Here is a 20,869-nt window from a genome sequence, read left to right on the forward strand (position 1 = left end):
CTCGCGAGTTACTGCTGCGGGTGCGGCCAGCGCAGGTACGCGGCATTGGCTCCCGACGCCGAGCGTTGCCGACGCCACCCCCGCTTCGGCTCCGGGTCGGCCGCCGAGCGCGGCTTGGTCAGCGCGCCCGAGGACACCTCGGCCGGCTCATACACCGGCTCCCGGTACGGCGCGACACTCGGCGCCGCCGTGGCTTCCGCCGGCGCCAACGGCTGCACGTCGCGCGCCAGGCGCACCGCCGTGCGCGCCAGCGCCACGCCGCCGACGAAGATGATCAGCGCGCCCAGTCCGGAGAAGTAGCTGACCTCGAGCACCGCGTGCTTGCGCTCCGTGGCGGCGACCGGGTCACCGGCGGAGCCGATGCCCAGCAGCGGCGCCAGCTGACCACCGACAACGAACCATGCGCCGGCCAGCACCGCCAGCCATCCGCCGAGCATCGCCGCCACCCGGTTTCCGGCGACGACCAACAAGAGACCGCCCAGCACGGTCGCGGCTCCCGGCAAGACCTCGAGCCACCCTCGAGCCGTACTCCACGCCCACTCCCGATCCGGTGTGTAGGCGAAATTGAAGCGCGGTCCGACAAACGGTATTAACGCCCCCCAAGCTCCCAGAATGACCAGAAGCAATCCGCTGACCGCGCCGCGCGAACGCGGCATGCTCAGTCCGCGGGTTTGGCCGTCTTCTGCGTATTTCATGACATCCCCTCGTTGAATACCGGGCCTGTTTCCGGCCCGCCATGGATACCCGGCGGTTTCTACTCGTAACCCATCTGGCGGCCGAAAGCCACCGCCGTCCGTGGCCTTTGGGGCTGGTGAGGCCGGTGTTACTAGTGGAGCGCGAGGAGCAACAGCACGATCGCGGTGACCGGAAAGGCGCCCTGGGTGACCGCCGCCCGCGCCTTCTCCGGTGCCGACAACAGCAGCACCACCGCGGCCGCGGCCATCGGCCCGACGCCGGCGAAAATCAGCGTGGTGCCAACGGCGTTGTGCCGCAACGCGATCGCGGCAATGCCCACGCCGCTCACGATCGCCAGGAACAAGTTGTAGAAGCCTTGATTGAAGGCCAGCAGCTTGGTGGTCTCGGCCTCCTCGGCCGTGGTGCCGAACGTGGCGCGGGTGCGCGGCGACGTCCAGGTCAACGATTCCATCACGAAGATGTACACATGCAATAACGCCGCGAGTGCGGCGAATATCAGGGCGGCCGTGAGCATCGCTCCTCCTCGTGGGTCGAGGCCTGCGCCAGCGTCACCATCCGGATGGCTCGGCGTGCCGGTGGACTCTACCGACCCGCGGCGGCCGGGACGGGCCGGGCGCGAAAAGAGGGCGCCGGCAGCCAACGCTGCCGGCGCCCTCTCCCGTGTCTCGTCGGCTACACGCCGGCGTGGTGGTGGCGGTGGAACAGGCCGCCGCCCGCGCGCCGGCCGAAGATGCCGCGCCCGCGGGGTTCGGCGTCCACCCGGTCCGTCCGCGCCGGGGTCACGCCGCGCGTCTCGTCGTACATGGCCGGTCCGGCCGCCGGCACGGCGTCGGCCGCGACCGCCGGTTCCGTCACGACGAGGTCGCGCGCGTGCCGAACGGCCAGGCGCCCGACGGCCGCCCCGCCCAGGAACACGATCAACGCGCCCAGTCCGGTGAAGTAGGTGATCTCGAGCAGGGCGCGTTTCGCGTCCGTCGCCGCCATCGGCTGACCGACGCCCCCGATGCCGAGGGTCGGCGCGAACGCGCGGCCGACGATGAACCAGGCGCCGCCGACGACCGCCAGCCAGCCGCCGAACACCGCGTTCGCGCGGTTGCCGGAGAACAGCACCAGCAGGCCGCCCACCGCGGCGGCGGCGCCGGGGAGCACTTCCAGCCAGCCCTTGGCCGTCGTCCACGTCCATGCCGGGTCGGCCATGTAGGACCAGTCGATGTTGGGCCCGAAGAACGGCACCAATGCGCCCCAAGCACCCAACAGAATCAGGAGTAGCCCGGTCAGCGCGCCGCGGGTGCGTGGCATGTACAGCGCGCGAGGGCGTTCATAGTCGTGGCGCGTGGTCCTCATCAGAATCTCCTTCACCAGGTATTGCTGCTGTGACGCTGGTTACCCGGCGGGGACCGCGCATAACCGACCGCGGGGCACCTAGGTGTTTGCTGTGCGACGGTTGGCGGCGCCCCCACGCGTCCTGCGCCGGGTTATCCGTGGTGGCGGAGGGCTGAGCTGGCCAAAGTCCACGGTCGGCAAACGGTCGGGGGCTTGCTCAACCGGCAGGTCACGATTTGGTAATGATCCGGGTTCGCTAGTCGAACAGGCCCGGTTGACCGAGGCCGGCCGCCCCCGCCGGCGGACTCATGCCCAGGTGCGTCCACGCCTGCGCGGTGGCCACCCGGCCGCGCGGCGTCCGCGCGACCATCCCGGCGCGGACCAGGAACGGCTCGCACACCTCCTCGACGGTGGTGGCCTCCTCGCCGACGGCCACCGCCAGCGTCGACACCCCGACCGGCCCGCCGCCGAAGCTGCGGGTCAGCGCCGACAGCACCGCCCGGTCCAGCCGGTCCAGGCCGAGTTCGTCGACGTCGTAGACCGCCAGCGCGGCCTTGGCGACGTCGCGGGTGATCACCCCGTCGGCGCGGACCTCGGCGAAGTCCCGGACCCGGCGCAGCAGCCGGTTGGCGATGCGCGGCGTCCCGCGCGAGCGGCGGGCGATCTCCTCGGCGGCCTCGGCGCCCAGCTCGATGCCCAGGATGCCCGCGGAGCGGGCCAGCACCCGCTCCAGCTCGGCCGGCTCGTAGAAGTCCATGTGCGCGGTGAAGCCGAACCGGTCGCGCAGCGGGCCGGTCAGCGCGCCGGACCGGGTGGTGGCGCCGACCAGGGTGAAGGGCGCCACATCCAGGGGTATCGACGTCGCGCCCGGCCCCTTGCCGACCACCACGTCGACCCGGAAGTCCTCCATGGCCAGGTACAGCATCTCCTCCGCGGGGCGGGCGATGCGGTGAATCTCGTCGATGAACAGCACGTCGTGCTCGACCAGGTTGGACAGCATGGCGGCCAGGTCACCGGCGCGTTCCAGCGCCGGACCGGACGTCACCCGCAACGACGACCCGAGCTCGGCGGCGATGATCATGGCCAGCGACGTCTTGCCCAGGCCGGGCGGGCCCGACAGCAGGATGTGATCCGGGGTGCCGCCGCGATTCTTGGCCCCCTCGATCACCAGCTGGAGCTGTTCGCGCACCCGCGGCTGGCCGATGAATTCCTGCAGCGAACGCGGCCGGAGGCTGACGTCGACGTCGCCCTCCCCGACGGACAGCGCCGGGGACAGCTCGCGATCCGCGTAGTCCTCGTCGTAGTCGCTCATTTGGCCTTACCCAGCAGCGACAGGGCGGCGCGCAGGGCGCCGGACGTCGTCGCGTCCCGGTCGGCGGCCAGCACCTTGTCGGTGGCCTCTTCGGCCTGTTTGACCGCGAAGCCCAGACCGACCAGGGCCTCCACCACCGGCCCCCGCACCGCGTGCCCGTTGGCCATCGACGCGCCGCCCGGTGCGCCCGCCGCGGCGGCGCCGACCTTGTCCCGCAGCTCGAGCACCATGCGTTCGGCGCCGCGTTTGCCGATGCCGGGAACCCGGGTCAGGGCGACGACATCGCTGTCGTGCAGCACCTGCCGCAGCGCCGCGGCGTCGTGCACCGCCAGCGTCGCCATCGCCAGCCGGGGCCCGACCCCCGACACCGTCAGCAGCGTCAGGAACAGGTCGCGGGTCTCGGAGTCGGTGAACCCGTACAGCGTCATCGAGTCCTCGCGCACCACCATCGCGGTGATCAACCGGGCCTCGGCGCCCGTGCGCAAGGTCGCCAGCGTCGACGGCGTCGCGTTCACCCGGTAGCCGACGCCGGCGGCCTCGATCACCGCGTGATCGAGCGCCACCTCGAGCACCTCGCCGCGCACCGAGGCGATCATCGGGCGGCCTTCAGCCGGGCCAGGTAGGCGTCCCGCTGCCGGGCGGCCAGCGCTTCGGCCGCGGCCATCCGGGCCATCATCGGCGCCCGCCAGCAATGACAGATCGCCAGGGCCAGCGCGTCGGCGGCGTCGGCCGGTGTCGGCTTGGCCTGCAACGCGAGGATTTTGGTGACCATCGCGGTGACCTGGGCCTTGTCCGCGGCGCCGTTGCCGGTGACGGCGGCCTTGACCTCACTGGGGGTGTGGAAGTGCACGTCGACGCCGCGCTTGGCCGCCGCCAGCGCGACGACCCCGCCGGCCTGCGCGGTGCCCATCACCGTGGACACGTTCAGCTGGGAGAACACCCGCTCGATGGCCACGACGTCCGGTTGATGGGTGGCCAGCCAATGCTCGACGGCATCGCTGATCGCCAGCAGCCTCTTGGCCAGCGGCGCGTCCGACGCGGTTCGCACCACGTCGACGTCCAACGCGACCACGCTGCGCCCGCGCCCGGTTTCCACGACCGACAGCCCGCATCGGGTCAGCCCCGGGTCGACGCCCATCACCCGCATTGCCCGCTCCCACCTCTAGAACAGCTGTTCGATACCCTAGCGGCCGGGACCGACGGCTCCGCGCAGGACACGCGGCGGCGCCGCCCATTCCCGGGCCGCGAGGTTAAAAACGCCGAACCCACCAGAAAGCTGTTAGCTTTACCCCACGTTCGCTCAAGCAAGGCGGCAACGGAAGGGTTCGCGTGGGATCACTCCTGGTCATGATCGCGATCGTGCTGTTCATCGCGTCCATCGTGGTGCTGATCATCGCTTTGCGGCGGCCCAGGCAAGCGGGCCCCCCGCCCGGACGCCAGGATCCCCTCTCGTTCAACGCGATGCCGCAGTTCGGGCCCCGGCAACTCGGCCCCGGCGCCATCGTCAGCTATGGCGGCGTCGACTACGTCGTGCGCGGCTCGGTGACGTACCGCGAGGGGCCGTTCGTGTGGTGGGAACACCTCCTCGAGGGTGGCGACCAGCCGATCTGGTTCAGCGTCGAGGAGGACGACGGGCGCCTCGAGCTGGCGATGTGGGTCAGCCGCAAGGACCTCAGCCTGCAGCCGGGCGACCAGCTGGTCGTCGACGGGGTGACGTTTCACGAGTCCGAGCGGGGTCGCGCCTCGTTCACCACCGAGGGCACGACGGGCCTGCCGGCGGGCGGCGAGATGGAGTTCGTCGACTGCGCCAACTCCGACGAGTCCGCGCTGCTCTCGTTCGAGCGGTGGGCGCCGGGCACGCCCTGGGAGGTGTCGACCGGCAAGCCGGTGCTGACCGGCGAGCTGACGGTGTATCCCGCGCCCCCGCCCTCCCCGTCCCCCTAGGAGCGCGTCGGTGCCGCTTCACCAGCTCGCCGTAGCGCCTTCGGACGTTTCCGGAGAAAACCTCGGGCTCGCGCTCAACGCGCCCGCGCCGCCGCCGCTGGCGACCTGCCTGCTGGCCCACCCCGCCGGCGGCTCGCTGCTGCTCGGGGTCCTGGGCGCCTCGCACGTCGTCACGGTCGAGCACGCCGCGGGCCGGTTCTCCGAGGAGGTGTCCTGCACGGCCCGCGGTCACGGCGTGGATTTGCCGGAGCGCACGGCCGCCGCCGGCTACTCTCTGCGGTCCCGCACCGACACGTACGGCGAGCCCGCCTTCCGCCGCATTGCGGGCGACCTTCGTGACCGGTGCGCGCGCGAAAAGGGTTGGCTCGGCGGCTCTTTCCCCGGCGACGACGCCGCGCTGACCGCGTTGGCCGCGCGGGCCGACGGCGCCGGGTGGCGTTGGCAGACCTGGCACCTGTATCCGGCCGGCGACGGCGGCATGGTGGTCCACACGGCGAGCCGATGGCGCCCGTGAGCCGCAACCGCCTGTTGGTGATCGCCGGCGCGCTCGCGGTGGCCGCCGTCGCCTGCCTGGTGCCCGGAATCATCTTGCTGCAGAAGAACATCGGCTCCTACATCGCCGGCCACTATCACGAGTACGCCCACGACGCGGACGGGACGCGCTACGAATGCAGCGGCTCCCCCGACGACGTGGCCGACACGCTCGCCGAATACCAGGCCCCCCAGGCCCGGGCCGCCAACGGCAACAACGAGTACCTGCGCTACAGCAACAACATCGTGATCATCGGCCCCGACGGCAACCGCCCGTGCAGCATCCGCCTGGAGGGCCTGAACGCCGGATACAGCCACGGCGCCTTCATCTTCCTCGGTCCCGGCTTCACCCCCGGCTCCCCCTCGGGCGGCGCCGGGGGCACGCCCGGTGGCCCCGGCGGAACCAAGTGACGGCCCACCACCACAAAGGAGAGAACAATGTACCTCGCCGTCGAGATCGGCACCGTCGACCTCAATCCCGTCCTCAAAGGCGCAGTCGCCACGATCCTGTACTTCGGTGTCGGCATGGCCGTACTTCTCGTCGGGTTCTACGCGGTCGACGTGTTGACCCCGGGCAATCTGCGCCGGCTGGTGTTCATCGACCGCCGCCCCAACGCCGTCGTCATCGCGGGCGCGATGTACATCGCCCTGACCCTCGTCATCGTCACCGCCATCGCCAACAGCTACAGCCAGCTGGGCCAGGGACTCGTCGGCGTCGCGGTGTATGGGCTGATGGGCGTGGTCCTGCTCGGGATAGCACTGGTGGCAATGCATCTGCTGATCCCGGGCAGCTTCCACGAGCACGTCGACGACCCGGAGCTGCATCCGGGATCGTTCGCGGTGGCGCTGATCCTGCTCGCGGTGGGGTGTGTCACGGCCGCCGCCGTGTCATGACGTCGGTCGATCTGCCGGCGCCGGAAGTGCGCCGGCCCGCGGAAACTTCGGCGCGCTGGAGGGCGGTGCTGCTGGCCGGCGTCGCGGCGTGCGCGGCGTCCGGCATCATCTACGAGCTCGCGCTGCTCACGCTGGCGGCGAGCCTCAACGGCGGCGGCATCGTCGCCACGTCGCTGATCGTCGCGGGCTACATCGCCGCGCTCGGCGTGGGCGCCCTGGTGGTCAAGCCGCTGCTGGCGCACGCGGCAATGGCGTTCATCGTGGTGGAGGTGCTGCTGAGCATCGTCGGCGGCTTGTCGGCCGCGGCGCTGTACACGGTGTTCGCCTTCATCGACGACGAGTCGATGTGGATGCTGGCGGTGGGCACCGCCCTGATCGGCGGGCTGGTCGGCGCCGAGGTGCCGCTGCTGATGACCATGCTGCAACAGGGGCGGATACGCCCCGAAAAAGACCAGGCTCCCGACACCGGGCGGACCCTGGCCAACCTCAACGCCGCCGACTACCTCGGCGCGTTGCTGGGCGGGCTGGTCTGGCCGTTCCTGCTGCTGCCGCAGCTGGGCATGATCCGGGGTGCGGCGGCCACCGGCATCGTCAACCTGCTGGCGGCGGCCGTGGTGGCGATCTTCGTGCTGCGCCGGCTCGTTTCGACCCGGCAGCTGGTGACGGCGCTGTGCGCGCTGGCCGCGGCGCTCGCGCTGCTGGCCACGCTGCTGGCGCGGTCGGCCGACATCGAGACGACGAGCCGCCAGCGGCTCTACGCCGACCCGATCATCGCCTACCGGCATTCGGCGTATCAGGAGATCGTGGTGACCCGGCGCGGGAACGACATGCGGCTCTACCTCGACGGGGGCCTGCAGTTTTCCACCCGCGACGAGTACCGCTACACCGAAAGCCTGGTCTACCCCGCGCTCGGGGCCGGCGCCCGATCGGTCCTCGTGCTCGGGGGCGGCGACGGCCTGGTCGCCCGCGAACTGCTGCGGCAGCCGGGCATCACCGACATCGTGCAGGTGGAGCTGGACCCCGCGGTGATCCAGCTGGCCCGCACCACCATGCGCGCGGCCAACGGCGGTTCGCTGGACAGCCCGCGGCTCAAGGTGGTGATCGACGACGCCATGCGCTGGCTGCGCGCACCGCACCCGGACTTCGTCCCGGCCGGGGGCTTCGACGCCGCGATCGTCGACCTTCCCGACCCGGACACCCCCGTTTTGGGCCGGCTGTACTCGACGGAGTTCTACGCGCTCGTCGGGCACGCGCTGGCCGCCGGCGGGCTCATGGTCGTGCAGTCCGGCAGCCCGTTCTCGACGCAGACCGCGTTCTGGCGGACCGCCGCGTCAATCCGTGCGGCCGGCTACGCGGTGACGCCCTACCACGTGTACGTGCCGACATTCGGCGACTGGGGTTTCGCGCTGGCGCGCCGCGGGGACAGCGCCCCGACGCCCGTCGTGCCGCCCAGCGCGCCTCCGCTGCGCTTCCTCAACCAGCACGTCCTCGACGCCGCCACGGTGTTTCCCGACGACACCCGGCCCCGCCCGCTCGAGCCCTCGACGCTGGACAATCCGCGCATCGTCGAGGACATGCGGCACGGTTACGACTAGTCCTCGTCGAGGGCGGCCAGAACTTCGTCGGACAAGTCGACGTTGGTCCACACGTTCTGCACGTCGTCGCTGTCTTCCAGGGCGTCGACGAGTTTGAACACTTTGCGGGCGCCGTCGACGTCCACCGGCACGCTGACCGAAGGCTGGAAGCTGGCCTCGGCGGATTCGTAGTCGATGCCGGCCTCCTGCAGAGCCGTTCGCACGGCCACCAGATCGGTTGGCTCCGAGATGATTTCGAAGCTTTCACCCAGGTCGTTGACGTCCTCGGCGCCCGCGTCCAGCACGGCGGCCAGCAGGTCGTCCTCGGTCAGGCCGTTCTTCTCGCACGTGACCACGCCCTTGCGGCTGAAGAGATACGACACCGAGCCCGGATCGGCCATCGTGCCGCCGTTGCGGGTCACCGCCACCCGGACCTCGCCGGCGGCCCGGTTGCGGTTGTCCGTCAGGCATTCGATCAGCACCGCCACGCCGTTGGGGCCGTAGCCCTCGTACATGATCGTCTGGTAGTCGGCGCCGCCGGCCTCCTCGCCGGCGCCGCGCTTCCGGGCGCGCTCGATGTTGTCGTTGGGCACCGAGGTCTTCTTCGCCTTCTGGATGGCGTCGTACAGCGTCGGGTTGCCCGCCGGGTCCCCGCCGCCGGTGCGGGCGGCGACTTCGATGTTCTTGATCAGCCGGGCGAATTCCTTGCCCCGGCGCGCGTCCTTGACGGCCTTCTGGTGCTTGGTGGTGGCCCACTTGGAATGGCCGCTCATCGGTGTCTCTTACCTCTTCTGTCTTCGAAAAGTTCGCCAGACGAGTCTACGTGCACGCTCGGGGCCGCCCGACGGTCCGCTCCCCTTGCGGCCCGGCCGCCCCAGCCGTCACAGGATCCCGGGCATATGCGCCGTCGCGAACGTGATATCGCCCGCGCTATCACGTTCGGTGAGCACAACACCCCCCGAAAGTTGGTGCCGGTGTGACCGGTGGGGGTCAGGCGACGCCGTTGACGATGTCGACGAAGAGCCGGTGGACGCGACGGTCGCCGGTCATCTCGGGGTGAAACGCCGTCGCCAGCTTGGCGCCCTGCCGCACCGCGACCGCGTGCCCCGACGCTTCGGCCAGCACCTGCACGTCGGCGCCGGCGCGCTCGACCCACGGGGCGCGGATGAACACCGCGCGCACGGGACCGTCCAGACCGGCGAACGGGATGTCGCCCTCGAATGAATCGACCTGACGCCCAAAGGCGTTGCGGCGCACCGTCATATCGATCGCCCGCAGGGGCAGCGCCTCCCGGCCGCCCGCGCCTGCGTCCAGGATCTCGCTGGCCAGCAGGATCATGCCGGCGCACGCGCCGTAGGCGGGCAGCCCGTCGGCGAGCAGCCCGCGCAGCGGCTCCAGCAGGTCGAGGTCGAGCAGCAGGTGGCTCATGGTGGTGGACTCCCCACCGGGAATGACCAGCCCGTCGACGTTCTCCAGCTCGCCGCGGCGCCGCACCGGCATCGACTCCGCCCCGGCTTCGCCCAGCGCGGCCAGGTGCTCGCGGGTGTCACCCTGCAGCGCCAGCACCCCGATTCGGGGAGCGCTCACGACCGGAATCCGCGCGGAAAGCGGGTCAGCCCCTCCTGCATGACCGCCGCCACCATCTCGCCGGACTGGGTGAAGATCTTGCCCTGGCACAGCGAGCGACCGCCGCTGGCCGACGGCGACGACTGGTCGTAGAGCAGCCACTCGTCGGCCCGGAACGCCCGCATGAACCACATCGCGTGGTCCAGCGACGCGACCTGCAGATGCTCGCGCACGTCGAGGTGGTTGACCTGCGCCGATCCCAGCAGCGTGAGGTCGCTCATGTAGGCCAGGGCGCAGATGTGCAGCACGGGATCGTCCGGCAGCGGGTCGCGGTGGCGAAACCACACCTGCTGCTGGGAGGCCTTGCCGGGCGACAGCCGCAGCTGGTCGCGCGGCACGATGCAGACGTCCCACTCCTCGAACTGCTTGAACCCCGCGTCGTCGAACACCTTGATCGAGTCCAGGCCGGGCAGCCCGTCGGGTGGCGGCGCGGCGGGCATGACGTCCTGGTGGTGGATGCCCTCCTGGTCGGCCTGGAAGGACGCCCCCATGCTGAAGATGATCTGCCCGTGCTGGATCGCGTTGACCCGCCGGGTGGCGAACGATCCGCCGTCGCGGGTGCGTTCGACGATGAAGACGGTGGGCTGGTCGGCGTCGCCGGGCCGCAGGAAGTAGCCGTGCAGCGAGTGCACCTGGTACCGCGGGTCCACGGTGCGCACCGCCGAGACCAGCGACTGGCCGGCGACGTGGCCGCCGAAGGTGCGCTGGAAATATCCCGACTCCGGGCTGAACACCCGACCGCGGTAGATGTCGACCTCGAGTTGCTCGAGATCGAGGATCTCTTCGATCGCCACCAATAGCCCCCGGCTTACCAGCCGCGTTCGGCGAGCCGGTGGGGCTGCGCGATCTGTTCGACGTTGATGCCCACCATCGGCTCGCCGAGGCCGCGCGACACCTTGGCCAGCACGTCGGGGTCGTCGTAGAACGTGGTGGCCTTGACGATCGCGGCGGCGCGCCGCGCGGGATCGCCGGACTTGAAGATCCCGGAGCCGACGAAGACGCCCTCGGCGCCCAGTTGCATCATCATGGCCGCGTCGGCGGGGGTGGCGATGCCGCCGGCGGTGAACAGGGTGACCGGCAGCTTGCCGGCCCGGGCCACCTCGACGACGAGATCGTAGGGCGCCTGCAATTCCTTTGCGGCGACGTACAATTCGTCTTCCGACAGCGAGGTCAGCCGGCGGATCTCGCCACCGATCGCCCGCATGTGCGTGGTCGCGTTGGAGACGTCTCCGGTGCCCGCCTCACCCTTGGACCGGATCATGGCCGCGCCCTCGCTGATGCGCCGCAGCGCCTCGCCCAGGTTGGTCGCGCCGCACACGAACGGCACGGTGAACTTCCACTTGTCGATGTGGTGGGTGTAGTCCGCGGGGGTCAACACCTCGGACTCGTCGATGTAGTCCACGCCGAGGCTCTGCAGGATCTGCGCCTCGACGAAATGCCCGATGCGGACCTTGGCCATCACCGGGATGGTCACCGCGGCGATGATGCCCTCGATCATGTCGGGGTCGCTCATCCGGGACACCCCACCCTGGGCGCGGATGTCGGCGGGCACCCGTTCCAGGGCCATCACGGCGACGGCGCCGGCGCCCTCGGCGATGCGGGCCTGCTCCGGCGTGACGACGTCCATGATGACGCCGCCCTTGAGCATCTCGGCCATGCCGCGCTTGACGCGCGCGGTCCCGGTTCGTCCGCTGCCGTTGGGTGAAGCGGCGGTGTCCACTGCTGATCTCCTTCAACCGTTGTCGCCCCAGTCTAGTGGGGGCCCGGAGACGGATTTTCCCGCCGCGGACTCACAAAGGGCCGATAGACCCTAGGCCGCGAAATCGGCGCCTTGCTAGACACTTTTTCGTTACTTCGCTCACATCTTCGAGCGGACGGGACGTGTAGTAGCGGGGCCAGCTGGTTGCGGAACGGCGGCCGTCGACCTGGAGGAGGGGTCGGGATGGTGCCGGATTTTGGGTTGCTGCCGCCCGAGATCAATTCAGGTCTCATGTATGCCGGTCCCGGCGCGGGCTCGGTGCTGGCCGCCGCCGGCGCGTGGGCCGGGCTGGCGGCCGAGTTGGGTTGGGCGGCGTCCTCCTATGCGACGGTAATCTCGGCGCTGACGAGCGGGCCGTGGCTGGGTCCGTCGGCCGTGGCGATGGCGGCGGCGGCCAGCCCCTTCGTCACCTGGTTGGCCGCCACCGCGCTGCAGGCCCAGCAGGTGTCGACCCAGGCGATGGCCGCGGCGGCCGCCTACGAGGCGGCGTTCGCGATGACGGTGCCGCCGCCCGTGATCGCCGCCAACCGCGCTCAGTTGGCCGCCCTGATCGCGACGAACTTCTTCGGCCAGAACACCCCGGCGATCATGGCCACCGAGGCGCACTATGCCGAGATGTGGGCCCAGGACGCCGCCGCGATGTCCGCCTACGATGCCGGCACGCTGGCGGCGGGCGCCCAGCTGCCGTCCTTCACCGAACCGCCCGGCAGCGTCGGCGGCGCCCCGCAAGCCCTGGACGCCGTGCAGAGCGCCGCGGGGTCGGCGGCGACCCAGACGCAGTCGATGATGTCGGACGCCCAGCTGATGTCGTCGCTGTTTCAGTCGTTCGGCCTCTCGCCGTCGTCGGCCGCCCCGGGTCTGTCGCCGCTGGACATGCTCTCGATGAGCGGGGAGTTCGCGCTCCAACCCATGAGCATGGTGGTGAGTCAGCTCATGGGCCAGTTCATGGGTGGCGCCAATCCGTTGATGAGCGGTGCCGTCGGCGGAATGCCGTCGATGGGTTCGGTTTTGGCGTCCGCCGGTTCGACCGTCGGGTCGACGAACCCATCGCAGCTGGGCGCTCCCGCGGTGTTGGCGAATGTGGGCAGGGCGGATTCCGTTGGGGCGCTCTCGGTTCCACCGAGTTGGGCCACCGAGGTTCAGGCGTCGACGCCATCCGCTCCGGTTGCCGGGCCGACCCCCGCCGGGGTGGGGCAGGCGACGGCCAGCCTGCCGAGGGTGCCGTTCAAGCCGCCGGTGAGCACGGCCGGACGCGGCCTGGGTGGTCTCACCCCGGCGGCGGAGGCGCCCCGCTCCGCCGTGTTGGCGCGCCCGGTGGTCGGCTAGTCAGGCGGCAGTGCGATGTCATTTGTGATCACCGCCCCGGAGACGTTGACGGCGGCCGCGGGCGATCTGCAGGGAATCGGTTCGGCGATCGCCGCCGCGGACGCCGCGGCGGCGACCCCGACGACCGCGGTGTTCCCGCCGGCCGCGGATGCGGTGTCCGTCCGCACCGCGTCGCTGTTCGCCGCGTACGGCCAGCGCTATCAAGAGATCGCGGCCCGCGCGGAGGCGTTTCATCAACAATTCGTGCAGACGCTGATCAACGGCAGCGATTCGTATGCCCAGGCCGAGGCCTCCAACGCGGCCGCCACACAATTGGCGCCGGCGCTGCCCGCGCAGCAGACGATGACCGGAAGCCTGAGCGTGGCAAGCCAGGTGCAAAGCGCCCCGACGACGACGTCGTCGACCAACGTGGCGTTGATCATGGGCGGCACGGGGAACCCACAACCCACCCCCACCTACGTGACCTCGGTCTACAACACCTACATCGCCCCGCACTACCCCGGCTACAGCCCGGTGGGGCTGACTACGCCGGAGGACTTCTGGCCCGTCACCGGCCTCACCAGCCAAACCTTCGGCCAGTCGGTCCGAGAGGGTGTGACGATACTGAACAATGCGATCCTGACCGAAACCGGCGCAGGCAATCACGTTGTCGTGCTGGGCTATTCGCAAAGCGCCACCATCGCCACCCTGGAAATGCGCTATCTGGACGCGTTGCCCGCGGCCATCCGGCCGAGTTCGGACCTGCTCTCGTTCGTGTTGCTCTCCGATCCGAACGTTCCGGGCACCGGCATCCTGACGCACTTCATCCCCGGCTTCGGGGCGTTTCACGTCGTGACCCCGGTGGACACCCTCTACCAGACCGCGATCTACACGCTGCAGTACGACCCCATCGCCTACTTCCCGCGGTCGATCTTCAACATCCCGGCCGACCTCAATGCCCTGTTGGGTTTCCCCTACCTGCACGGCACCTATCCGACGTTGAGCGCGGCGCAGGTCGCCACGGCCATCCAGACGCATATCGGCGTGACGACCTACTACCTGATTCCGACGCAGAACCTGCCGCTGCTGGACCCTTTGCGCATGATCCCGATTCTGGGCAACCCGCTGGCCGACCTGCTGCAGCCCTTCATCCGGCCGTTCGTCGACTTCGGTTACGCCACCGGCCTTCCCGGGCCGTTCCAGACCCTCTCGGTCACCGTTGCCGGTGGCCTGAGCCCGGTCGCCGTGCAGGCACTTCCGGAATCGCTGGCCGCGGGGTTGGGCCTGCCGCCCGACCTGCATGTCGCGATCGACGGGCTCTAGCGCCGTCAGCGGATGGATTGCAGCGGGCCCGGGGCCCGGCCACCGGCCAGCGCGGCCGCGTCGTTGAGCAGTTCGGACAGCTGCATCGGGTACACCGTCTCGCCGGCCGCCGCCAGTCGGAGAATGTCGGCGCCATCGCACCAGCGATGGCCGTGGATGTAGCTGTGTTCCAAGTCGGTTCGTCCCGCACCAGACGGCTCGAACCGCCGGGTGCGGTAGACGAAATAGAACTCTTCGCTGTCGATCAGGGCGCCGTTGAACTCGAACACCTCGTCGCGCCGCCAGACGGGCCCGACCATCTCGCCGGGCGCGACCCGCAGCCCGGTCTCTTCGGCCAATTCCCGCGCGGCGGCCTCGGCCAGCCGCTCCCCCTTGCGCACCTCGCCGCCGACGGTGATCCACCATTTCGGTGCGTTGGCGCGGCCGAGCGCCGGATCCGAACCACGCAGGAGCAGCACCGCACCCGTCTCGTCGAGCAGCACGACGCGCGCCGACGTGCGGTGGTTGAGCACCCCGTGGTCGCCGTGGGCCAACGCGTGGGGCCGTTCGACGATCTCGAAATAGCTCGGCAGCGCGGCGGTCCCGCCGAGGCGGAGGGACCGCACCAGGAATCGCTCACGCAGTGCGAGGGTGTCCCGGACCGCGTCGTTGTGGAAGCGGCGGGCCAGCAGCACCCGGGCCTCGGCGTCGGCCAGCTCGGCGATCAGCCCGGCCGGCAGCGACGCCGGGTCCACGATCGCCAGCGCGGCGGACAGCTGGTTCTCGCAGGACTCGCGCTCCTGCCGCGGCGCGGCCTCGGCGGCGTCGGCCAGCGCGGCCAGCCGCCTGCCCTCCGAGGCGCCGCCGTAGGCGTCGATGGCGACCGCCCGGGCGACCACCGCGCGCCGCGCCAGCGCTCCGTCGAGCGCCTGCCACGACAGGTCGTAGCGAACGTGCAGCCGGTCCAGCCGGTTCGCCGTCTGATAGGCCCAGGCACCCAAGACGGCCAACAGCCCGACGAGCACCGCGATGGCGACCATCAGCCACGTCATCAGCCGGCCACCTCGACTTTGGCGCCGGACGCGGCGACCGTCTCGTAGACCCGCATGATCTGGCTGGCCACCACCGACCAGTCGTAGCGCTGGACGGCCATCGAACCGGCGGCCACAAAGCGTTCGCGCAGCACATCGTTTTCTAGCACCGAAACCAGCGCGTCCGCGAGCGCAGCGCTGTCACCGACGGGCACCAGGCACCCCACCTCGCCGTCGAGCAGCACCCGCCGGAACGCGTCCAGGTCGCTGGCCACCACCGCGGTGCCGGCGGCCATGGCCTCGACCAGGACGATGCCGAAGCTCTCGCCGCCGACGTGGGGCGCGCAGTAGACGTCGGCGCTGCGCATCGCCGACGCCTTCCCGGCATCGTCCACCTGACCCAAGAAGCGCATGTGCTTCACCAATTCGCCTGCCTGGCCGCGCAATTCGTCTTCATCGCCGCGGCCGACGATGAGTAGTTGCACATCCGGAAAGCGCCGAACCACCCCGGGCAGCGCATCGAGCAGGACCGACATCCCCTTGCGCGGCTCGTCGTAGCGGCCCAGGAACAGCACCGTCTTGCCGGGCCGCGGGTAGCCGTCCAGCAACGGCGCGGAGGCGAACGAGTCGACGTCGACCCCGTTGGGGATCTCGACCGCGTCGGTGCCCAGCGCCTCCATCTGCCAGCGCCGGGCCAGGTCGGAGACCGCGATGCGGCCGACGATCTTTTCGTGCATCGGCCGCAGGATGCCCTGGAAGACGGTCAGCGTCAGCGACTTGGTGGTCGAGGTGTGAAACGTCGCGACGATGGGTCCCTCCGCGATGTTGAGGGCCAGCATCGACAGGCTCGGCGCGTTGGGCTCGTGCAGGTGCAGGACGTCGAAATCACCTTCGCCAAGCCATTTTTTCACCTTGCGGTGCGTCGCGGGACCGAACCGCAGCCTGGCCACCGAGCCGTTGTACGGAATGGGGACGGCCTTGCCCGCGGAGACGACGTAGTCGGGCAGCACCGCGTGCGGCGACGCCGGCGCCAGCACGCTCACCTCGTGCCCGCGCCGGCGCATCACCTCGGCCAGCTGCAGGACGTGCGACTGCACCCCGCCGGGCACGTCGAACGAGTAGGGGCAGACCATCCCGATGCGCATCAGGTCTCCCGGAGGCGCGCCTGTTTAGCGTCGGACAGGTCGGCCAGCCACTGGGGTTGCAGCATGTGCCAGTCCTCGGGGTGGGCGGCGATGTTCGTGGCGAACCGATCGGCCAGCGCCTGGGTGATGGCCACGACGTCGCCGCTGCCGCAATCCAGCGGCGGCTGCATGTTGCAGCCCCAGCCGTCGCCCTCGAACCAGCAGTGCGCGGGCAGCAGCGCCGCGCCCGTCTCGATCGCCAGCTTGGCCGGCCCGGCGGGCATCCGGGTGGGTTCGCCGAAGAAGTCGACCTCGACGCCGGTGCGGGTCAGGTCGCGTTCGGCCATCAGGCACACCACCCCGTTGCCGCGCAACCGCTCGCACAGCACCTCGAAGGGTGGCCGTTCGCCGCCGGACAGCGGCAGCACCTCGAAGCCGAGGCGTTCGCGGTAGGCGATGAAACGCCGGTACAGCGACTCGGGTTTGAGCCGCTCGGCGACGGTGGTGAAGGTGCCGCGGGTCTGCGCCAGCCACACCCCATTCACGTCCCAATTGCCGCTGTGCGGCAGCGCCAGGACAACGCCGCGGCCCGTGGCCAGCGCCCCGTCCAGGTTGTCTTGGCCCAGGACCGAATCGTCGATTTCCCTGGCGAGCCTGCGGTGGTCGACCGTGGGCAGGCGGAACGCCTCACGCCAGTAGCGGGCGTAGGACGCCAGCGAGGCCCGCATCAGCGCGTCGGGCACCTCGGCCGGCGGCACGCCGATGACGCGGGCCAGGTTCTTGCGCAGCTGCTCCGGGCCGCCGTGGCGGGCCGCATAGCGTGCCCCCGTGGCGAACGCGGTGCGCGCCGCGAATTCCGGCATCGCCCGCACCGCCATCCACCCGGCCGCGTACGTCCAGTCGGCCGCGGTGCCGGACACCATCCGGCGGGGCGCGCTGATCAGGTTCGTGCCCGGGATCACGGCATGCGCTCCGTCGCGCCGGGCGAGGTCCGCACCGTGTGCAGCCGCTGCACGCAGGTGAGGACGCTGGCCGCCGCCAGCAGCCACATCGCCACCGGCAGCGCGGGCGGCCAGGCCACGAACGGGAAGTCGGACACCCCGGCGCCGACCAGCACGATGATCAACCGTTCCGGCCGTTCGATGAGGCCGCCGTCACCGCGCAGCCCGCTGGCCTCGGCCCGGGCCTTGATATAGGAGATCACCTGCGACGTGACGAGGCAGATCAGCGTCGCCACCGCCAACAGCTTGTCGTGCAGCCCGAAGGCGGCCCACCACGCCAGCCCGCAGAACACCGCCCCGTCGCTGACCCGGTCGCAGGTGGCGTCCAGCACGGCCCCGAAACGGGTGCCTCCCCCACGCTCGCGGGCCATGGCCCCGTCGAGCATGTCGAACAGGACGAAGAACCAGACCACCAGCGTGCCGACGAACAGCTTGCCCATCGGGAACAGGGTCAGCGCCCCGGCCACCGCCACGATGGTGCCCAGAATGGTGACCGCGTCGGGTGTCAGCCCGATCCGCAGGCATGCCCGGGCGGTCGGCGTGGTGAGCCGCGCGAACGCCGCCCGCGACAGGAACGGCACCTTACTCATGTGCGGCGCTCTCCCCCGCAAGCGGACGGTACCCCCACTGAATCGTCACCGCCGCGACTCATGAGCGCTCAAGCCTCATGGCTGGCTGGCCCACTCCGCGGCCAGCAGCCGGCGGGTCTCGCGCAGCAACTGCGGGATCACCTTGGACCCGCCGATGATGGTGATGAAGTTGGCGTCGCCGCCCCAGCGCGGCACGACGTGCACGTGCAGGTGTTCGGCCAGCGACCCGCCCGCCGAGCTGCCCAGGTTCAGGCCGACGTTGAAGCCGTGCGGCCGCGACACGTTCTTGATGACGCGAATCGCCTTCTGGATGAAGGCCATCAGTTCCGCGCTCTCGTCGACGGTGAGGTCCTCGAGCTCGGACACCCGCCGGTACGGCACGACCATCAGGTGCCCCGGGTTGTAGGGGTAGAGGTTGAGGACGGCGTAGACGAGCTCGCCGCGGGCGACCACCAGGCCCTCCTCGTCGGACAGCTGCGGGATGTCGGTGAACGGCTGCTCGGTCTTGCCCGAAGAGTTCGGGTCGCGCTTCATCGGCGCTTCGGCCAGGTACGTCATCCGGTACGGCGTCCACAGCCGTTGCAGGTGGTCGCTCTGGCCGACACCGGTGTCCAGGATGGTGTCATCGGCGCGGTCCTGGGGATCACTCACCGCCGGCCACCTTCACCAGTTCGGCTGTGGGCAACGCATTTTCGCGATCCGCGATCCAGGCCACGATGGCGTCGACGGCACTGTCGCGGGGCACGCCGTTGATCTGCGTGCGGTCGCCGAAGCGGAAACTCACCGCCCCGGCCTGGACGTCGCGGTCACCGGCCAGCAGCATGAACGGCACCTTCTGGGCGGTGTGGTGGACGATCTTCTTGGCCATCCGATCGTCGCTGCCGTCCACCTCGACCCGCACCCCGTGCGATTTCAACTGCGCGGCAACGCTTTCCAGGTAGGGCAGGTGTTCGTCGGCGACCGGGATGCCGACCACCTGCACGGGCGCCAGCCACGCCGGGAACGCCCCCGCGTAGTGCTCGGTGAGGATGCCGAAGAACCGCTCGATCGACCCGAACAACGCGCGGTGGATCATCACGGGCCGCTGGCGGGTTCCGTCCGGGGCCGTGTATTCCAGCTCGAAGCGTTCCGGGAAGTTGAAGTCCACCTGGATCGTCGACATCTGCCAGCTGCGGCCCAGTGCGTCGCGGGCCTGCACGGAAATCTTCGGGCCGTAGAACGCGGCGCCGCCGGGGTCGGGAACCAGCTCCAGGCCCGACTCGGCGGCCACCTCGGCCAGCGAGTTGGTGGCCTGCTCCCACATCTCGTCGGTGCCGACGAACTTCTCCGGGTCCTTGGTGGAGAGCTCCAGGTAGAAGTCCTCCAGGCCGTAGTCCCCGAGCAACTCGAGCACGAACCGCAGCAGCGACGCCAGTTCGCCGTGCAGCTGCTCGCGGGTGCAGAAGATGTGCGAATCGTCCATGGTGAAGCCGCGCGCCCGGGTCAGCCCGTGCACCACACCGGACTTCTCGTAGCGGTAGACGGTGCCGAACTCGAAGAGCCGCAACGGAAGTTCGCGATAGGAACGCCCCCGCGATCGGAAGATCAGCGTGTGCATCGGGCAGTTCATCGGCTTGAGGTAGTAGTCCTGCCCCGGCTTGCGCACCGTGCCGTCGTCGCCCAGTTCGGCGTCGAGGTGCATCGGCGGGAACATCCCTTCGGCGTACCAGTCCAGGTGGCCCGAGGTGTGGAACAGCTGCGCCTTGGTGATGTGCGGGGTGTTGACGAATTCGTAGCCGGCCTCGATGTGCTTGCGCCGCGAGTACTCCTCGAGCTCCCGGCGCACCACGCCCCCCTTGGGGTGGAAAACGGCCAGCCCGGAACCGATCTCGTCGGGGAAGCTGAACAGGTCCAGCTCGGTGCCCAGCTTGCGGTGGTCGCGGCGTTGCGCCTCCGCGAGCAGCTCGAGGTGTCGGTCCAGCGCCTCCTGCGACTCCCACGCGGTGCCGTAGATGCGTTGCAGGCTGGCGTTCTTCTGGTCACCCCGCCAGTAGGCGGCGGAGCTTCGGGTCAGCTTGAACGCCGGGATGTGCTTGGTGGTCGGGATGTGCGGCCCGCGGCACAGGTCGCCCCAAACCCGTTGGCGCGTGCGGGGATTGAGGTTGTCGTAGGCGGTGAGCTCGTCGCCGCCGACCTCCATTATTTCGGCCATGTGCTCGGTTCCGACGGACTTGTCGTCCACCAGTTCGAGCTTGTAGGGCTCGTTCGCCAACTCCGCGCGGGCCTGGTCCTTGGACTCGTAGACGCGGCGCTCGAACAGCTGCCCGTCCTTGACGATCTGACGCATCCGCTTCTCCAGCGCCGCCAGGTCCTCCGGGGTGAACGGCTCCGCCACGTCGAAGTCGTAGTAGAAGCCGTCGGTGATGGGCGGCCCGATCCCCAACTTGGCTTGCGGGAACATCTCCTGGACGGCCTGGGCCAGCACGTGCGCGGCCGAATGCCGGATGACGCTGCGGCCCTCGTCGGTGTTGGCGGCGACGGGCACGACGTCGACGTCGGCGTCGGGCACCCAGCTCAGGTCGCGCAGCTTGCCGGCGGCGTCGCGCACCACCACGATCGCGTCGGGCGCCCCCCGGCCCGGAAGCCCCGCCTCGCGCACCGCGGCGGCCGCCGTGGTCCCGGCGGGCACCCGGATCGGGGCCTGCGGGTCGGCGCCGTCGGCCTGCGGCGATCGGTTTGCGGGGGCGCTCATCGCGTTGGGTCTCCAGGGCTCAGTCGTTCGGGGGGTGACTAACGATCCGTGATTAGTCGTTGCCATGCTATCGGGGCGGGCGAGCCAGGGCTCAAGCCATTACCGGCCCGGCGCCGACGGCGGGGC

Annotated in this window: 23 protein-coding genes; 7 read left to right on the plus strand and 16 right to left on the minus strand. The window is 70.3% G+C overall.

Annotation, left to right across the window (positions count from 1 at the left end; translation table 11 throughout):
• Nucleotides 1–8 precede the first annotated feature (8 nt).
• The 6 genes from U8D42_RS12235 to ruvC all read right to left on the minus strand — a co-directional run bounded on the left by U8D42_RS12235 (nucleotide 9) and on the right by ruvC (nucleotide 4,478).
• Nucleotides 9–695, minus strand: a complete 687-nt coding sequence (locus tag U8D42_RS12235; protein ID WP_322861518.1) for a hypothetical protein — start codon at nucleotides 693–695, stop codon at nucleotides 9–11.
• Nucleotides 696–826: 131 nt separating this feature from the next.
• Nucleotides 827–1,210, minus strand: coding sequence for a DUF1304 domain-containing protein (locus tag U8D42_RS12240; RefSeq protein WP_085240152.1), 384 nt, complete (start codon nucleotides 1,208–1,210; stop codon nucleotides 827–829).
• Between the two features lie 158 nt (nucleotides 1,211–1,368).
• Nucleotides 1,369–2,040, minus strand: a complete 672-nt coding sequence (locus U8D42_RS12245; RefSeq protein ID WP_322861519.1) for a hypothetical protein — start codon at nucleotides 2,038–2,040, stop codon at nucleotides 1,369–1,371.
• Nucleotides 2,041–2,275: 235 nt separating this feature from the next.
• Nucleotides 2,276–3,331, minus strand: a complete 1,056-nt coding sequence (gene ruvB, locus U8D42_RS12250; protein ID WP_322861520.1) for a Holliday junction branch migration DNA helicase RuvB — start codon at nucleotides 3,329–3,331, stop codon at nucleotides 2,276–2,278.
• Nucleotides 3,328–3,927 (minus strand): Holliday junction branch migration protein RuvA, encoded by a 600-nt coding sequence (ruvA, locus tag U8D42_RS12255; protein WP_322861521.1) that lies wholly within the window; start codon nucleotides 3,925–3,927, stop codon nucleotides 3,328–3,330. Before ruvA ends, ruvB begins: the two co-directional genes overlap by 4 nt.
• A complete protein-coding gene (ruvC, locus tag U8D42_RS12260) occupies nucleotides 3,924–4,478 on the minus strand; it encodes a crossover junction endodeoxyribonuclease RuvC (protein WP_085240149.1) in 555 nt (184 codons plus the stop codon). The genes ruvA and ruvC overlap by 4 nt, the downstream gene beginning before the upstream one ends.
• A gap of 182 nt (nucleotides 4,479–4,660) precedes the next feature.
• Here ruvC and U8D42_RS12265 point away from each other — a divergent pair, with 182 nt between their 5' ends.
• Genes U8D42_RS12265 through U8D42_RS12285 form a run of 5 tightly spaced genes read left to right on the plus strand, consistent with a single transcriptional unit; the run spans nucleotide 4,661 to nucleotide 8,295 of the window.
• Nucleotides 4,661–5,275, plus strand: coding sequence for a DUF4178 domain-containing protein (locus U8D42_RS12265; protein ID WP_085240148.1), 615 nt, complete (start codon nucleotides 4,661–4,663; stop codon nucleotides 5,273–5,275).
• A 10-nt stretch (nucleotides 5,276–5,285) separates the two neighbouring features.
• Nucleotides 5,286–5,789 carry a DUF2617 family protein gene (locus tag U8D42_RS12270; protein WP_322861522.1) on the plus strand — a complete coding sequence of 168 codons (504 nt, stop codon included), beginning with the start codon at nucleotides 5,286–5,288 and terminating at the stop codon, nucleotides 5,787–5,789.
• Complete coding sequence (locus tag U8D42_RS12275) at nucleotides 5,786–6,217, plus strand: DUF4247 domain-containing protein (RefSeq protein WP_322861523.1); 432 nt, start codon at nucleotides 5,786–5,788, stop codon at nucleotides 6,215–6,217. The genes U8D42_RS12270 and U8D42_RS12275 overlap by 4 nt, the downstream gene beginning before the upstream one ends.
• A 27-nt stretch (nucleotides 6,218–6,244) precedes the next feature.
• Nucleotides 6,245–6,700 carry a DUF350 domain-containing protein gene (locus U8D42_RS12280; RefSeq protein ID WP_085240146.1) on the plus strand — a complete coding sequence of 152 codons (456 nt, stop codon included), beginning with the start codon at nucleotides 6,245–6,247 and terminating at the stop codon, nucleotides 6,698–6,700.
• Nucleotides 6,697–8,295: a polyamine aminopropyltransferase gene (locus U8D42_RS12285; protein WP_322861524.1), complete on the plus strand. Its 1,599-nt coding sequence runs from the start codon at nucleotides 6,697–6,699 to the stop codon at nucleotides 8,293–8,295. The genes U8D42_RS12280 and U8D42_RS12285 overlap by 4 nt, the downstream gene beginning before the upstream one ends.
• On the opposite strand, the gene U8D42_RS12290 is transcribed toward U8D42_RS12285, so the two are convergent.
• From U8D42_RS12290 to pdxS, 4 genes are all read right to left on the minus strand, one after another.
• On the minus strand, nucleotides 8,292–9,047 hold the full coding sequence (locus U8D42_RS12290; protein WP_322861526.1) for a YebC/PmpR family DNA-binding transcriptional regulator: 756 nt from the start codon (nucleotides 9,045–9,047) through the stop codon (nucleotides 8,292–8,294). The genes U8D42_RS12285 and U8D42_RS12290 overlap by 4 nt on opposite strands.
• 217 nt (nucleotides 9,048–9,264) lie before the next feature.
• Nucleotides 9,265–9,861, minus strand: a complete 597-nt coding sequence (pdxT, locus tag U8D42_RS12295; protein WP_085240144.1) for a pyridoxal 5'-phosphate synthase glutaminase subunit PdxT — start codon at nucleotides 9,859–9,861, stop codon at nucleotides 9,265–9,267.
• Nucleotides 9,858–10,694: an acyl-CoA thioesterase II gene (tesB, locus tag U8D42_RS12300; protein ID WP_085240181.1), complete on the minus strand. Its 837-nt coding sequence runs from the start codon at nucleotides 10,692–10,694 to the stop codon at nucleotides 9,858–9,860. The genes pdxT and tesB overlap by 4 nt, the downstream gene beginning before the upstream one ends.
• Before the next feature lie 14 nt (nucleotides 10,695–10,708).
• The gene (gene pdxS, locus U8D42_RS12305) at nucleotides 10,709–11,557 is read right to left on the minus strand and encodes a pyridoxal 5'-phosphate synthase lyase subunit PdxS (protein WP_348636973.1); all 849 of its coding nucleotides are present in this window, start codon (nucleotides 11,555–11,557) and stop codon (nucleotides 10,709–10,711) included.
• 285 nt (nucleotides 11,558–11,842) lie between these two features.
• On the opposite strand from pdxS, the gene U8D42_RS12310 reads away from it, so the two are divergent.
• Together U8D42_RS12310 and U8D42_RS12315 are read left to right on the plus strand one after the other, a co-directional pair.
• Complete coding sequence (locus U8D42_RS12310; RefSeq protein ID WP_322861528.1) at nucleotides 11,843–12,985, plus strand: PPE family protein; 1,143 nt, start codon at nucleotides 11,843–11,845, stop codon at nucleotides 12,983–12,985.
• A 15-nt stretch (nucleotides 12,986–13,000) separates the two neighbouring features.
• Entirely contained in the window at nucleotides 13,001–14,287 is a 1,287-nt protein-coding gene (locus U8D42_RS12315) for a PE family protein (RefSeq protein WP_322861529.1), read from the plus strand.
• Between the two features lie 5 nt (nucleotides 14,288–14,292).
• Here U8D42_RS12315 and U8D42_RS12320 read toward each other — a convergent pair whose 3' ends face one another.
• From U8D42_RS12320 to thrS, 6 genes are all read right to left on the minus strand, one after another.
• The gene (locus tag U8D42_RS12320) at nucleotides 14,293–15,318 is read right to left on the minus strand and encodes an NUDIX hydrolase (RefSeq protein WP_322861530.1); all 1,026 of its coding nucleotides are present in this window, start codon (nucleotides 15,316–15,318) and stop codon (nucleotides 14,293–14,295) included.
• Complete coding sequence (locus tag U8D42_RS12325) at nucleotides 15,318–16,442, minus strand: glycosyltransferase family 4 protein (RefSeq protein WP_322861531.1); 1,125 nt, start codon at nucleotides 16,440–16,442, stop codon at nucleotides 15,318–15,320. Before U8D42_RS12325 ends, U8D42_RS12320 begins: the two co-directional genes overlap by 1 nt.
• Nucleotides 16,442–17,344 carry a phosphatidylinositol mannoside acyltransferase gene (locus U8D42_RS12330; protein ID WP_322861540.1) on the minus strand — a complete coding sequence of 301 codons (903 nt, stop codon included), beginning with the start codon at nucleotides 17,342–17,344 and terminating at the stop codon, nucleotides 16,442–16,444. Before U8D42_RS12330 ends, U8D42_RS12325 begins: the two co-directional genes overlap by 1 nt.
• A 35-nt stretch (nucleotides 17,345–17,379) precedes the next feature.
• On the minus strand, nucleotides 17,380–18,012 hold the full coding sequence (pgsA, locus tag U8D42_RS12335; RefSeq protein ID WP_322861532.1) for a phosphatidylinositol phosphate synthase: 633 nt from the start codon (nucleotides 18,010–18,012) through the stop codon (nucleotides 17,380–17,382).
• 75 nt (nucleotides 18,013–18,087) lie between these two features.
• Complete coding sequence (locus U8D42_RS12340; RefSeq protein WP_322861533.1) at nucleotides 18,088–18,663, minus strand: HIT family protein; 576 nt, start codon at nucleotides 18,661–18,663, stop codon at nucleotides 18,088–18,090.
• A complete protein-coding gene (gene thrS, locus U8D42_RS12345) occupies nucleotides 18,656–20,743 on the minus strand; it encodes a threonine--tRNA ligase (protein ID WP_322861534.1) in 2,088 nt (695 codons plus the stop codon). The genes U8D42_RS12340 and thrS overlap by 8 nt, the downstream gene beginning before the upstream one ends.
• Nucleotides 20,744–20,869: the final 126 nt, after the last annotated feature.

Origin of the sequence: Mycobacterium europaeum (genome assembly GCF_034555895.2) — a bacterium.
GTDB classification, from domain to species: domain Bacteria; phylum Actinomycetota; class Actinomycetes; order Mycobacteriales; family Mycobacteriaceae; genus Mycobacterium; species Mycobacterium europaeum.

Coding starts and splice junctions, on each gene's coding strand:
- U8D42_RS12330 (WP_322861540.1), bottom strand. CDS start 17,344: ATGGTGTCCGGCACCGCGGCCGACTGGACGTACGCGGCCGGGTGGATG.
- U8D42_RS12320 (WP_322861530.1), bottom strand. CDS start 15,318: ATGACGTGGCTGATGGTCGCCATCGCGGTGCTCGTCGGGCTGTTGGCC.
- thrS (WP_322861534.1), bottom strand. CDS start 20,743: ATGAGCGCCCCCGCAAACCGATCGCCGCAGGCCGACGGCGCCGACCCG.
- U8D42_RS12280 (WP_085240146.1), top strand. CDS start 6,245: ATGTACCTCGCCGTCGAGATCGGCACCGTCGACCTCAATCCCGTCCTC.
- pgsA (WP_322861532.1), bottom strand. CDS start 18,012: ATGAGTAAGGTGCCGTTCCTGTCGCGGGCGGCGTTCGCGCGGCTCACC.
- U8D42_RS12325 (WP_322861531.1), bottom strand. CDS start 16,442: ATGCGCATCGGGATGGTCTGCCCCTACTCGTTCGACGTGCCCGGCGGG.
- ruvA (WP_322861521.1), bottom strand. CDS start 3,927: ATGATCGCCTCGGTGCGCGGCGAGGTGCTCGAGGTGGCGCTCGATCAC.
- pdxS (WP_348636973.1), bottom strand. CDS start 11,557: ATGGCCGAGATGCTCAAGGGCGGCGTCATCATGGACGTCGTCACGCCG.
- U8D42_RS12285 (WP_322861524.1), top strand. CDS start 6,697: ATGACGTCGGTCGATCTGCCGGCGCCGGAAGTGCGCCGGCCCGCGGAA.
- U8D42_RS12290 (WP_322861526.1), bottom strand. CDS start 9,047: ATGAGCGGCCATTCCAAGTGGGCCACCACCAAGCACCAGAAGGCCGTC.
- U8D42_RS12240 (WP_085240152.1), bottom strand. CDS start 1,210: ATGCTCACGGCCGCCCTGATATTCGCCGCACTCGCGGCGTTATTGCAT.
- U8D42_RS12245 (WP_322861519.1), bottom strand. CDS start 2,040: ATGAGGACCACGCGCCACGACTATGAACGCCCTCGCGCGCTGTACATG.
- U8D42_RS12315 (WP_322861529.1), top strand. CDS start 13,001: ATGTCATTTGTGATCACCGCCCCGGAGACGTTGACGGCGGCCGCGGGC.
- ruvC (WP_085240149.1), bottom strand. CDS start 4,478: ATGCGGGTGATGGGCGTCGACCCGGGGCTGACCCGATGCGGGCTGTCG.
- U8D42_RS12310 (WP_322861528.1), top strand. CDS start 11,843: ATGGTGCCGGATTTTGGGTTGCTGCCGCCCGAGATCAATTCAGGTCTC.
- U8D42_RS12235 (WP_322861518.1), bottom strand. CDS start 695: ATGAAATACGCAGAAGACGGCCAAACCCGCGGACTGAGCATGCCGCGT.
- ruvB (WP_322861520.1), bottom strand. CDS start 3,331: ATGAGCGACTACGACGAGGACTACGCGGATCGCGAGCTGTCCCCGGCG.